The organism is Streptomyces amritsarensis (assembly GCF_001953875.1).
Lineage (GTDB): Bacteria > Actinomycetota > Actinomycetes > Streptomycetales > Streptomycetaceae > Streptomyces > Streptomyces amritsarensis.
Genome location: NZ_MQUR01000042.1, coordinates 19,931 through 32,677, shown reverse-complemented (window position 1 = coordinate 32,677; position 12,747 = coordinate 19,931). Strand labels below are relative to the sequence as shown.

The following is a 12,747-nucleotide window of genomic DNA, read 5'->3' as shown; positions in this document are numbered from 1 at the left end:
GCCGGGTGCATGCCGAGTGAACCGCTGTCGCAGAAGGAGATCGAGGACCGCCTGAGGGAACTCCCCGGCTGGGCCTTCGAGAACGACCGGATCATCCGTACCTACCGACTGGGCACGCACTTCGCGGCCAGCGCCCTCGTCGCCCACATCGCCTCCGTGCAGGAGGAGTTGAACCACCACTCCGACCTGACGCTCGGCTACAACACCGTGCGGCTCTCCGTGAACAGCCACGACGCCGGAGGCGTGGTGACCGACACCGACTTCGCCCTCGCCGAGCGCGTCGAGTCCCTCGCCCCTGCCCACGGCGCGAGCTGATGACCACGCACATACCGACCGCGCAACCCCTGCTCGACTACGACGCGGAGGCCGCCTGCTACGACGCCTCCCGCGGCGGCACCCCCCGCGCCGAGGCCGCCGCGGCGGCCGTCCTCAGCCTCCTCCCGGCGGACGTGGGCACCCTCCTCGACCTCGGCTGCGGCACGGGCATCGTCACCGCCCGGCTCACGCGCCCCGGACTGCGCGTCCTGGGCGCCGACGCCTCCCACGGCATGGCCGCCGCCGCCCGGCGCCGCGGCGTCCCCGTCGTCCTCGCCGACGCCGCCCGGCTGCCCCTGCGCCCGGGGTCGCTGGACGCGGTGAGCGCGGTGTGGCTGCTGCACCTGCTGCGGGAGCCCGGCCTGGTGCCCGCGGTGCTCGCCGAGGCGGCCCGGGTGCTGCGGCCCGGCGGGGTCCTGGTCGCCACCGTGGACAAGGACTCCGCGCACGACGTGGGCAGCGACATCGACGCCGTCTTCGCCGCGCACCTGACCCCGACCCCCTCGGACGCCTCCGGGGAGGTCGAGGCCCACGCCGCCCGGGCGGGCCTGCGCCCCGGCGGCGAGGCCCGCTTCACCGGACACGGCCAGGGCCGCACCCCGCGCGGCTCCGCCGAGGCGCTGCTCGCGGGACGCTACGCCTCACGCATCGTCCCGCGCGGCATCACCGCGCCCGAGCTGGCGGCCCGGCTGGAGCTGCTGCCCGACCAGGACACCCCGCGCGCGGAGCCGGTGTACCGCCTGCGGAGCTTCGTACGGAGGTGACGGCCCGCCCGAGGGCCGGTGCTCACGGCCGCCCGAGGGCCGGCGCTCACGCCGGCTCCAACCGCCACCACTGGGACGGGGAGTCGGTGTCCTCGCCCTGCCGGACGCGGCCCTCCGCGTCGGCCTCCAACGGCAGGCCGCTGATGCAGGCGATCAAGGACACCACGCCCGGAGCGTCGAGGTGTTCCTCGACGATCCACTCCTGCGCGCCGAAGGCGTTCGCCCGCCACACCTGCACCCGGGCGCCGCTCTCGGTGGAGGCGTTCGCCACGTCGAGGCGCCGTTCGTTGTCCTCGCTCACCACGTGGAAGATCCCGCCGCCGCTGTGGACCGGCGCGATCAGCCACCGGCGGGCGGCCGCCGGAGCGGGCGGACCGTCCGGGCCGACCCGCACCCGGGAGGCGCCCTCCAGCTGGAGCACCAGCCCGCTGTCCACGTTGCGGATCCGGTAGATCCCTTCGGAAAGGTTCACCCGGTCGCCCTCACACGTCGAATTCGGCCGGGTCCGGGCCGATCCGGCGGCCCGCGGCGCCCTCGCCCAGGGCGTCCAGCGCGGCCATCTCGGCCGCGTCCAGCTCGAAGCCGAAGACGTCCAGGTTCTCCCGGATGCGGGCCGGCGTCACCGACTTCGGGATCACGACGTTCCCGTGCTGGAGGTGCCAGCGCAGCACCACCTGCGCGGCGCTGCGGCCGTGTGCCTCGGCGATCGCGGTGACGGCCGGCAGCGTGAGGAGCTCCTTGCCCTGGCCCAGCGGGGACCAGGCCTCGGTGACGATCCCGCGCGCGGCGTGCTCGGCGCGCAGCGCGGCCTGCGGGTGCAGCGGATGCAGCTCGACCTGGTTCACGGCCGGCACCAGGGCGCTCACGGCGGCGATCCGGTCCAGGTCCTGCGGGCGGAAGTTCGACACGCCGACCGCCTTGGCGCGGCCGCTCGCGGCGATCTCCTCGAAGGTCTTCCAGATGGCGACGAAGTCGTCGCGCATCGGGCGCGGCCAGTGGATCAGGTACAGGTCGACGTGGTCGAGACCCAGCTTGGCGAGTGAGTCGTCGAACGCCCGCAGCACCGCGTCGCGGCCCCACGTCTGCTTCGGGCCGTTCCACAGCTTGGTGGTGACGAACAGTTCCTCGCGCGGCAGCCCGGAAGCGGCGACGGCCCTGCCCGTGCCCTTCTCGTTGCCGTAGACGGCGGCCGTGTCGATGCTGCGGTAACCGGCCTCCAGGGCGGTCCCCACGGCGCGCTCCGCCTCCGCGTCCGGCACCTGCCAGACGCCGAACCCGAGCTGGGGCATGAGCGTGCCGTTGTTGAGCTTGATGGCCGGGACCTGGTTCACGTCGGGTCGTTCCCTCACGTCGGCGCGTTGGTGCGCGGTGGTTCAGCGTCGTACGAGGGGCGACAACCCGACCCTCGCGCGACGTATTCCCGCCATCGGGGCCTGGCCCTCACGGGGTCCCGAGGTACGCCTCCCGCACCAGCGGGTCCGCCCGCACCTCGGCCGGCGTGCCCTCGGCCAGCACCGTCCCGAGGTCCAGGACGACGACCCGCGTGCAGAGGTCCATCACGAAGGCCACGTTGTGCTCGACCAGCAGCACCGCGCAGCCCTCCTCCGCCGCCAGCCGCCGCACCACCGCGGCGAGCCGTTCGCGCTCGGGCGCCGACATGCCGGACGCCGGTTCGTCCAGCAGCAGCACCCGCGGCGGATCGGCCACCGCGCGTGCCAGCTCGACCATCCGGCCCTGCCCGACGGGCAGCCCTCCCGCGTACGAGGTCCCCAGCGCGCCGATCCCGCAATCGGCCAGCACCCGCTCGCCGCGCACCCGCCGGTCCCGCTCGCGGGCGCGCCGGGCCGGGAGGGCGAGCAGGTCGGCGGCCGGCCCGCCCCCGCCGCCCCGCCACTCCTGCGCCACCAGCACGTTGTCGGCCACGCTGAGCTGCCCGAACAGCTGCTGGCGCTGGAACGTCCGGCGCATCCCGTGCCGGGCCCGCCAGACGGGGGAGCGGCGCGTGATGTCCGCACCGTCCAACAGGATCCGGCCCCGGTCGGGCCGGCGGATGCCCGACAGGACGTCGAACAGTGTGGTCTTCCCCGCCCCGTTGGGTCCGATCAGCCCGCACACCTCGCCCGCCCGGATCCCGAGGTCCACCCCGCTCAGCGCCCTGACGCCGCCGAAGCGCACGCCGACACCGCCCGCGTGGAGCACGTAGCCGCTCATGTCCCCCTCCCCAGATACGCCTCGGTGAGCCGGTCGGCCTCCACCTCGTCCCGCGGGCCGCACCAGGAGACCCGGCCCTGGGAGAGGTAGGCCACGGTGTCGGCGACGCCCAGGATCCCGGCGGCCTTCTCCTCCACCAGGAGCAGCGCGGTGCCGGCGTTGCGGAGTTCGGTGAGCAGCGCGTACACCTCCTGGGCGACGCGCGGCGCCAGCCCGAGCGAGGGTTCGTCGGCGATCAGCACCGCGGGCGGCCGCTGCAGCAGCGGAGCCAGGGCGAGCATCTGCTGCTCCCCTCCGGACAGGGCGCCGGCGCTCACCCCGCGGCGTTCGGCGAGCCGGGGGAAGCGCTCGTAGACGCAGGCCCGGGCATCGGCCTCCGGCAGGTGGAGGGCCAGGTTCTCCTCGATGGTCAGGGACGGGAAGATCCCCCGGCCCTCGGGAGCCAGCACCACACCGGCCCGCGACCGGCGCACGGCGCCTTCGCCCGTGGCGTCCCGCCCGGCCACGTACACCGCACCTGCGTCGGCCGGAAGGAGCCCGGCGGCCACCCGGCACGCGGTGCTCTTCCCGGCGCCGTTCGGTCCGAGCACGGCGAGGATCTCCCCGCGCCGTACGACGAGATCGATCCCGTGCAGCACGAGCCCGCCGTCGTACCCGGCCGTGACGCCGCGCAGTTCGAGCGCGGGCCCCGTGGGACTCTCCCCCGCCCCGCCCCTTCCCGGAACCGCGGGCTCCGCCCCCGGCCCCCCGTCCCGGGGCTCCACGCCGGAGTCCCGCGCTCCGGACGCCGGCGGAGGCGTCCCGCCCGGGCTGGGCGAAGGCCCGGGCCCCGCCGCGGCGCGTGCCCGCCGCCGCCGTGCCAGCCGTACCGGTACGGCCGCGCAGTACCCGTCGGGGTCGTTCGCCAGGGCCAGTCCGGCCAGGCCGAACAGGATCACCGGCAGGTGCGCGGACTCCGTCACGTAGTCGGACAGCAGCCGCGGGGCCACCGCGTACACCAGCCCGGCCACCACCGCGTACTGCGGCCGCCGCACGCCCGCCGCGACCACGACCGCCAGCCACACCAGGCCCGTCATCGCCGTGAAGTCGGTCGCCGTGATCCGGGTGTTGTACGACGCGTACAGCACGCCCCCGAACCCGGCCAGCCCGGCGGACAGGGTGAACAGCAGCAGTTTGGTGCGCAGCACCGACACCCCCGAGGCCGCCGCCGCGGCCGGGGCCGACCGTACGGCGAGCATCGCGCGCCCCGACGGGGAACCGCGCAGCGCGCTCAGCCCGGCGGCCACCAGCGCGACGAGCACCACCAGGGCGACCCCGAGCGCCCGGTCGTCGGACAGGTCCACCGGCCCGATGACGGGCCGCGGGATCGACCAGCCGGTATCGCCGTTGCGCAGCCACCGCAGCTGGAACAGCACCTGGTCGGCGAGGAACGCCAGGGCCAGCGTGGCCAGCGCCAGCGACCTGCCGCCGAGCCGCAGCGCCGGCAGCGCGACCAGCGCCCCCAGCAGCGCCGCCGCACACGTGCCCACCGCCAGCGCGGCCGCGAACGGCCAGCCCCGGCTCATGAGCAGCCCGGCCACCAGCGCCGCCCCCGTCACGAAGGTGCCCTGGGCGAGGGACACCATCGCCCCGAGCCCGGTCACCACGGTGAAGGACATGAACACCAGGGCCACGGCCAGCCCTTGCGCCAGCAGCCCGCTCCAGAAGGGGGTCGTCACGGTGTAGAACGCCACGCACAGCAGTCCCGCACCCGCCGCCCACACCCCCCACCGCCGCCCCCACGCCGCCCCGGCCAGGTGGTCCACCGGCGGGGCGTCCACGGCTGCGACCCCGGCCGTCCGCGCCCTGCGGGTCAGTACGAGCAGCCCGCCGAACAGGATCAGGAAGGGCACCGCCGTACGGAAGCCCGTGACGGACTCGGCGAAGGACGCGTAGCCCGCCACCAGGTTCTGCAGGACCCCCAGCCCCAGCCCGCCCGCGAAGGCGAGCGGCACGGACGCGAACCGCCCGATGACCGCGGCCGTGGCCGACACGAACAGGAACAGCGTGAAGTCGTGCGCGGACAGGCCCAGCAGCGGCGTCGCCAGCACGCCCGCCAGCCCGGCCAGCGCCGAGGCGATCATCCATGCCACCGACGACAGCCGGTCGGCGCTGATCCCGCGCAGTTCGGTCAGCGAGCGGTTGTCGACGGCGGCCCGCAGCAGCAGCCCGATCCGCGTGTGCCGCATCAGCACCCACAGGGCCACCGCCACCAGCGCGGTGACCACCCAGGTGATCAGCTGGTCGGAGTCGACGCCCACGCCCTCCGTGAGCTGCCAGGACTTCGCCGGGCTCGGCCCCACGCCCGGCAGCCCGAACTGGTTCTCCGCGGGTTTCACCGGGGCGCCCGCGTCCGCCAGCAGCTCGACCGCCCACAGTCCGGCGGCGGGCAGCGCCACCAGCAGCCCGATGGTCGCGACGATCTGCGCCGTCTCACCGACCCGTGCGAGCCGCCGGAACATCAGCCGGTCCAGCCCCCAGCCCAGGGCGGGCGCGAGGACGAACACCACCAGCAGCGCCGCCGGGACCGCCGGCCAGCCCAGCCCGGAGTGCAGTTCGTAGAAGGTGAGCGCGCATAGGTAGGCGGTGGCCCCGTGCGCGAAGTTGAACAGCCCGGACGCCGAGTACGAGAGCACCAGCCCGGTGGCGAGCAGCGCGTACAGGGCGCCGGAGACCAGACCGCTCAGGACGAAGACGAGCAGATCCCCCATGCCGCGCCCCTACTTGAAGGGGATGGGCTCGTAGCACTTGAACGGGACGGAGACCTCGTACGCGCCGTTCTTCAGCTGTACGAGCGCCCCGCAGCCGAAGCTGTCCTTCTGCCCCTTGGGCAGGGCGCGGTCGCCGACGAGCGTGCCGGTGTCGGAGAAGTTCTGCGCGGCGGCCTGGAAGGACTCGACGGTCAGGTCCTTGCCGGCCTTCTGCGCGATGGACACGAACAGGTCGGCCGACATGTACCCGGTCATCATGTGCATGTTGAGGGGGACGTCCTTGCCGCCCGCGGCCGCCTTGATGTCGGCCTTGAACTGCACCATCTTCGGGTCGTCCGACTCGAACGGCTGGAACTGCAGCAGCACGTGGATCCCGTCGAGGGCCTGCCGGGTGGCGTCCTGGGCCAGCAGCCCGGGGTCGTAGTCGGTGGGGTCGGAGAGCAGCCCCTTGTACCCGCTGCGCTTGAGCGCGGTGAAGAGGCCGATGTTGTTGGGGGTCTGCATGACGGAGACCACGGCATCGGGGGCCTTGCCGTCGTTGCTGGAGAGGATCTCCTTCACGTACGCGGACCAGTCGCTGGGGACGGCGGTGCCCGGCACGGAGGCCTTGGCGTAGGAGACCTTGAATCCGGCGCTGGTGAAGCCCTGCTGGAAGGTCCGGATGCCGAACTTCCCGGCGTCGCTGTCGTTGGCGATGACCGCGACCGATCTGCCCTGGGCGCCGCCGAGGATCCGGCCGATGCCCTCGGGCCAGGTCTGGTTCAGGGTGCCGCCGGGGGTGGGGACCAGGCAGCCGTTGAAGCCGTAGATGTACTTGGGCCCGCAGAAGGAGGGCAGGGTGCCCCAGCCGAAGGTGGGCACCTTCTCCTGCTCCAGGAAATCGGCGCCGGAGAAGGTCACGGAGCTCATGGGGGACACCGCGAAGACCTTGTCCTGCTGGACGAGCTTGCGGGCGGCCGCCATGTTCTTCGCGGGGTCCTGGCCGTCGTCCTCCGCGCCCAGGTACTCGATCGTGCGGCCGTTGACTCCGCCCTCGGCGTTGGCTCTGAGGTAGCGGGCCCTGGCGCCGAGGTCGGTGTCCTTCTTGCTGTAGCCGCTGGCGGTGGTCATGGAGACGATGCCGCCGACCTTGATCGAGTCGGCGCTCACCCCGCGCGTGTTGCCGGGCCCGCCGCCGGGCCCGCCCGCGGAGGTGCCACCGGTGGAGGCGGAGTTGCAGGCGGAGACGAGCGCGATGGCCGCCGCGGCGGCGGCCAGGGTGCGGATCGGTCGCAACATGTCGGGGATCCCCTCCGGTCGGAATCCCCGCATTCTGTGCGTGACCTGACGGATCGTCAATATCCGTGCACGCAGTGAAGTGACGGGCCGTCAGATCGAGGGGTTCCCGCCCCGGAGCCGGTGCTTCACCTCCGGTAGAGCGCGGCGACCTCCTTCTCGTACGCCTTCTCGATCGCCCGGCGCTTGAGTTTCAGCGAGGGGGTCAGCAGCCCCCGCTCCTCCGTGAACTGCTCGCCCAGCACGCGGAAGGTGCGGATCGCCTCCGCCTGCGAGACCAGGGTGTTGGCGGCCACCACCGCCCGGCGGACCTCCGCCGTCAGCTCCGGGTCGCTCACCAGGTCCGCGGCCGGCATCTGGGGTCTGCCGCGCATCGACAGCCAGTGCGCTATCCCCTCGGTGTCCAGGGTGATCAGCGCCGCGATGTACGGCCGGTCGTTGCCCACCAGCACGCACTGCGCCACCAGCGGATGGGAGCGCACCCGCTCCTCCAGGGCCGCCGGGGCGACGCTCTTGCCGTTGGACGTCACCAGGATGTCCTTCTTGCGCCCCGTGATGGTCAGGTAGCCGTCCTCGTCCAGCCGCCCCAGGTCCCCGGTCGCCAGCCAACCGCCGTGCAGCACCGCCTCCGTGGCACGCGGGTCGCCCAGGTACCCGGAGAAGATGTGCCCGCCGTGCAGCCAGACCTCCCCGTCGTCCGCGATGTGCACCGTGCTGCCCGGGATCGGCCGGCCCACCGTCCCGTACTTCGTCGCCTCCGGGGGGTTCGCCGTCGCCGCCGCGCAGGACTCCGTCAGCCCGTACCCCTCGAACACCGTGATCCCGGCGCCGTCGAAGAACAGCCCGAGGCGGCGCGACATCGCCGACCCGCCCGACATGGCGTACCGCACCCGCCCGCCCATCGCCTCCCGGACCTTCCCGTAGACGAGCCTGTCGAAGAGCTGGTGCTCCATCCGCAGCGCCGCCGACGGGCCCGGCCCGGTGCCGAAGGCCTTCTGCTCGCGGGCCTGCGCGTACCGCACGGCCGTCTCCACGGCACGGTCGAAGGGCCCCGTGCGCCCCTCCGCCTCCGCCTTGCGGCGGGCGGCCGCGAAGACCTTCTCGAAGACGTGGGGGACGCCGAGCACGAAGGTCGGCCGGAACGCCGCCAGGTCGGGCATCAGCTCGGCCGCCGCCAGCACCGGCTGGTGCCCGAGCTTGACCCGCGCCCGGACGGCAGCCACCTCCACCATCCGCCCGAAGACATGGGCCAGCGGCAGGAACAGCAGGGTCGACGGGCGGTCGCCCTGCCTGCCCTGGAACACCGACTCCCAGCGGGCCACCAGGGTGTCGGTCTCGTACATGAAGTTCGCGTGCGTGAGCACGCACCCCTTGGGGCGGCCGGTGGTCCCCGACGTGTAGATCACGGTCGCCGTCGCGTCGGGCGTCACGGCGCCGCGGTGGCGGTGCACGACGTCCTCGGCGACCGAGCGGCCGTCGGCGACGATCGCGTCCACCGCCCCCGCGTCCAGCTGCCACAGCCGTCTCAGGTGGGGGAGCCGGTCGATGACCGAGCCCACGGTCATGGCCTGGTCCTCGTTCTCCACGACGCAGGCCGTGCAGTCGGTGTCGTAGAGGATCCAGTGCACCTGCTCGGTGGAGGACGTCGGGTAGACGGGGACGGGCTGGGCGCCGACCGCCCACAGCGCGAAGTCGAAGAGCGTGAACTCGTAACGGGTGCGGGACATGACGGCCACCCGGTCCCCGAAGCGCACGCCCTGGGCCAGCAGCCCCTTGGCGAGCGCCAGCACCTCGGCCGCCAGCTCGCCCGACGTCACGTCCCGCCACACCCCGTCGGCCTTCCGGCCGAGGACCACCCGGTCCGGCTCCTCCCTGGCGTGCTGGAAGACGACGTCTGCCAACCCGCCGACGGGCGCGCCCGTAACGATGGGTGGGACGGTGATCTCGCGCAAGGCCCCGCTCCTCTCCGCGCGCCGCGGTGAACGTACCTCAGCGCCAAAGGGGGTTGATCGGCGTTCGGATACCTCCACAAGACCTCCCCAGTGATCACGCCGTTCACGCCGCTGACGTGCGGGGCAGAGGTCACGGGCGGACCGCCGCCCCAGGCGGCGCCGCGGGCGGCCCGCCAGGGCGCCGGCGGCGAGCGGCTGCGGGGTCCGCCGGTCCGCCGTCCGCCGGCCGCCCGTCCGCCGGTCCGCCCGCCTGCCGGTGCGCCGGTCCGCCGGGCCCAGGCCGTCCCAGCGCCTGGCCGCCGGTGCGCCAGGCCAGCAGGCCGCCGGTCCGCCGGTGCGTGCGCCAGGCCGCCGGTCCGCCAGCCGCCGGTGCCCCGGCCGGTCCGCCCGTGCGCCCGCCCGCCGGTGCGCCGGTCCGCCAGGCCCAGGCCGTCCCAGCGCCAGGCAGCCGGCGCGCCAGCCCGCCGGTCCGCCCGCCTGCCGGCGCCGGTCCGCCGGGCCCAGGCCGTCCCAGCGCCTGGCCGCCGGTGCGCCAGGCCAGCAGGCCGCCGGTCCGCCAGCCGCCGGTGCCCCGGCCGGTCCGCCCGTGCGCCCGCCCGCCGGTGCGCCGGTCCGCCAGGCCCCAGGCCGTCCCAGCGCCAGGCAGCCGGCGCGCCAGCCCGCCGGTGCGCCAGGCCGCCAGGCCCCACGCCGTCCCAGCGCCAGGCCGCCGGTGCGCCAGCCGCCGGTGCCCCGGCCGGTCCGCTCGCCCGCCGGTGCGCCGGTCCTCCAGGCCCCAGGGCTGCTGGTCTGCCGGGTGCGCCAGGCCGCCGGTCCACCGGTGCACCCGCCGGTCCGCCAGGCCGCCCCTGCGGCAGGTCAGCAGGCTGCCGGTGCGCCAGCCCGCCGGTCCTCCCGGCCGCGGTCCGCCCGGCTGCCGGTCCACCGGTGCGCCGTGCGCCAGGCCGCCGGGCCGGGGCCCTGGGGCGGCGCGGCGGGTGGCGGGGCGGTCAGCCGGTACGGGTGAGCCGGTCCGCTCCGGAGAGGACCGCCGCCGCCAGCGCCTCGGCCGCGGGCGACGCCCGCGGCCCGCGCACCAGCGCGAACTCCACCGGCCCCAGCTCCGGCAGCCCGCCCACCCGCACCAGACCCGGCGGGATCAGCCCCCGCGTGTGCGCCATCACCCCGAGCCCGGCCCGGGCCGCCGCCACCAGACCGCTCAGGCTGCCGCTCGTACACGCGATCCGCCACGCCCGGCCGTCCCGTTCGAGCACCTCCAGGGCGCGCGCCCGGGTGATGCCCGGCGGCGGGAACACGATCAGCGGAACCGGCCGCTCGGGATCCACCCGCAGCCCCTCCGCACCGATCCACACCATCCGGTCCCGCCAGACCAGCCGGCCCCGTTCGTCCCCCGGCCCCCGCCGCTTCGCCAGCACCAAATCGAGGCGCCCCGCGTCCAGCCGCTCGTGCAGCGTGCCCGACAGCTCCACCGACAGCTCCAGGTCCACCTCGGGGTGCTCGTGCCGGAAGCCCTCCAGGATCTCCGGCAGCCGCGACAGCACGAAGTCCTCCGAGGCCCCGAACCGCAGCCGCCCCCGCAGCCGCGTCCCCGTGAAGAAGGCCGCCGCCCGCTGTTGCGCCTCCAGGATCGTCCGCGCGAAGCCGAGCATCGCTTCGCCGTCCTCCGTCAGCTCCACACGGTGGGTGTCCCGCAGGAACAGCGGCCGCCCGGTCGCCTCCTCCAGCCGCCGCACGTGCTGGCTGACCGTGGACTGCCGGACGCCCAGACGCCCCGCGGCCTGCGTGAAGCTCAGCGTCTGGGCCACCGTGAGGAACGTCCGCAACTGCACCGGGTCGTACATCCCCCCATCCTAGGGCCGCTCATCGCGAACCGTGATGGCAGTAAGAGCGGTGTACGGGTTTCCCGATCACCGGCCGGGCCCGACCATGAAAGGACACCGCGAAGGGACGAAGAGCACCCGGTCCCACCCGCCCCGACAGCAAGTGAGCACCGCACATGCGCCGCCCGCACCTCCCCGCCCGGCTCCCCCTGGACCCGTACATCCTGGCCCTGCTCGCCACCGTCGGCCTCGCCGCCCTGCTCCCGGCCCGCGGCGCGGCCGCCACGGCCGCCGGCGCCGCCTCCACCGCGGCCGTGGCCCTCCTCTTCTTCCTCTACGGCGCCCGGCTCTCCACCCGCGAGGCACTCGACGGCCTGCGCCACTGGCGGCTGCACCTCACCGTGCTCGCCTGCACCTTCCTGCTCTTCCCGGTCCTCGGCCTGACCCTGCGCGCCCTCGCCCCCGGCCTGCTGCCGCCCGCCCTCCAGAGCGGCCTGCTCTTCCTCTGCCTGGTCCCCTCGACCGTCCAGTCCTCCATCGCCTTCACCTCGATCGCCCGTGGCAACGTCCCCGCCGCGATCTGCGCCGGCTCCTTCTCCAGCCTGGCCGGCATCATCCTCACCCCCCTGCTCGCGGCGGTCCTGCTCGGCGGCCGCACCGGCGGCCTCTCCCTCGACTCCCTCCTCAGGATCACCCTCCAGCTCCTGCTGCCCTTCCTCCTGGGCCAGGCCCTGCGCCGCTGGGTCGGCGGCGTCCTCACCCGCCACAAGAAGACCCTCGGACACGTCGACCGCGGCTCGATCCTGCTCGTCGTCTACGCGGCCTTCAGCGCGGGCATGGTCGCGGGCATCTGGCAGCAGATCAGCCCCCTGCGCCTGGGAGCCCTGATGCTCCTGGAAGCCCTCCTCCTCACCGTCATGCTGCTCGTCACCTGGTACGGCGCGGCCCGCCTCGGCTTCGGCCGCGAGGACCGCATCGCCATCCAGTTCGCCGGATCGAAGAAGAGCCTGGCCGCCGGACTCCCCATGGCCAGCGTCCTGTTCGGGGCGCAGGCCGGCCTCGCCGTGCTCCCGCTGATGCTCTTCCACCAGATGCAGCTGATGGTCGGCGCGGCCCTCGCCCGGCGCCGTGCCCAGGACCCGCGGCCCGAACTCCCCGCCGACCATGTGGCGGAGGTCTCCCGTGCGGGCTGATCGGCAAGATCCCCGGGCCCGGTAACGTGCGGTGGTGACCTGGATACGCCCGCTCGGTGCCCACGCCGAACGCCCCTGCACCCTGGTGGTCTGCCGCGGCTGCTGCTGCGGAGACCCCCGCAAGAACCCCGGCTCCGACCACGCCGGCCAGCTCGCCCGGCTGCGCGAGGCCGCGGCCGCCTCCCAGGGCCGCCTGGCCGTCCGTACGAGCGACTGCCTCGGCCCGTGCGCCCAGGCCAACGTCATCGTGGTCCAGCCGACCAGCGAGGCCCGCCGGCGCGGCGCCCGCGCGGTGTGGTTCGGCTGGGCCCTCGACGACACCGCCACCGACGAGATCATCGCCTGGGCCGAATCCGGCGGCCCGGGCGCCACCCCGCTCCCGGCCACCCTGGACCTCCACCGCATCGACCCGCCGGCCCCGAAGCCGCCGGCCGACTCCGGCCGCCGCGCCCGCCGGCGGCGCTGAG

General features: G+C 74.8%; 11 protein-coding genes. 4 read left to right on the top strand and 7 right to left on the bottom strand.

Annotation, left to right across the window (positions count from 1 at the left end; translation table 11 throughout):
* Positions 1-9: 9 nt before the first annotated feature.
* Both AVW11_RS18780 and AVW11_RS18775 read left to right on the top strand, forming a co-directional pair.
* Positions 10-315: a 4a-hydroxytetrahydrobiopterin dehydratase gene (locus AVW11_RS18780; RefSeq protein ID WP_030847100.1), complete on the top strand. Its 306-nt coding sequence runs from the start codon at positions 10-12 to the stop codon at positions 313-315.
* 29 nt (positions 316-344) lie between these two features.
* Positions 345-1,079: a class I SAM-dependent methyltransferase gene (locus AVW11_RS18775; RefSeq protein WP_030847102.1), complete on the top strand. Its 735-nt coding sequence runs from the start codon at positions 345-347 to the stop codon at positions 1,077-1,079.
* 46 nt (positions 1,080-1,125) lie between these two features.
* On the opposite strand, the gene AVW11_RS18770 is transcribed toward AVW11_RS18775, so the two are convergent.
* The 7 genes from AVW11_RS18770 to AVW11_RS18740 all read right to left on the bottom strand — a co-directional run bounded on the left by AVW11_RS18770 (position 1,126) and on the right by AVW11_RS18740 (position 11,108).
* Positions 1,126-1,551: an RICIN domain-containing protein gene (locus AVW11_RS18770; RefSeq protein WP_076044831.1), complete on the bottom strand. Its 426-nt coding sequence runs from the start codon at positions 1,549-1,551 to the stop codon at positions 1,126-1,128.
* A 10-nt stretch (positions 1,552-1,561) separates the two neighbouring features.
* Complete coding sequence (locus AVW11_RS18765) at positions 1,562-2,410, bottom strand: aldo/keto reductase (protein WP_173675285.1); 849 nt, start codon at positions 2,408-2,410, stop codon at positions 1,562-1,564.
* A gap of 109 nt (positions 2,411-2,519) precedes the next feature.
* Positions 2,520-3,290 (bottom strand): ABC transporter ATP-binding protein, encoded by a 771-nt coding sequence (locus AVW11_RS18760; protein WP_030847112.1) that lies wholly within the window; start codon positions 3,288-3,290, stop codon positions 2,520-2,522.
* Positions 3,287-6,040 (bottom strand): ABC transporter permease subunit, encoded by a 2,754-nt coding sequence (locus AVW11_RS18755; protein WP_076044829.1) that lies wholly within the window; start codon positions 6,038-6,040, stop codon positions 3,287-3,289. Before AVW11_RS18755 ends, AVW11_RS18760 begins: the two co-directional genes overlap by 4 nt.
* Positions 6,041-6,049: 9 nt before the next feature.
* Positions 6,050-7,318 (bottom strand): ABC transporter substrate-binding protein, encoded by a 1,269-nt coding sequence (locus tag AVW11_RS18750; protein WP_076044827.1) that lies wholly within the window; start codon positions 7,316-7,318, stop codon positions 6,050-6,052.
* A 125-nt stretch (positions 7,319-7,443) separates the two neighbouring features.
* Entirely contained in the window at positions 7,444-9,267 is a 1,824-nt protein-coding gene (locus AVW11_RS18745; protein WP_060177749.1) for an AMP-dependent synthetase/ligase, read from the bottom strand.
* A gap of 989 nt (positions 9,268-10,256) precedes the next feature.
* Entirely contained in the window at positions 10,257-11,108 is an 852-nt protein-coding gene (locus AVW11_RS18740) for a LysR substrate-binding domain-containing protein (RefSeq protein ID WP_030847122.1), read from the bottom strand.
* Between the two features lie 155 nt (positions 11,109-11,263).
* Here AVW11_RS18740 and AVW11_RS18735 point away from each other — a divergent pair, with 155 nt between their 5' ends.
* Together AVW11_RS18735 and AVW11_RS18730 are read left to right on the top strand one after the other, a co-directional pair.
* The gene (locus AVW11_RS18735; RefSeq protein WP_076044825.1) at positions 11,264-12,280 is read left to right on the top strand and encodes a bile acid:sodium symporter family protein; all 1,017 of its coding nucleotides are present in this window, start codon (positions 11,264-11,266) and stop codon (positions 12,278-12,280) included.
* Positions 12,281-12,314: 34 nt separating this feature from the next.
* Positions 12,315-12,746: a hypothetical protein gene (locus tag AVW11_RS18730; protein ID WP_107423297.1), complete on the top strand. Its 432-nt coding sequence runs from the start codon at positions 12,315-12,317 to the stop codon at positions 12,744-12,746.
* Position 12,747: the final 1 nt, after the last annotated feature.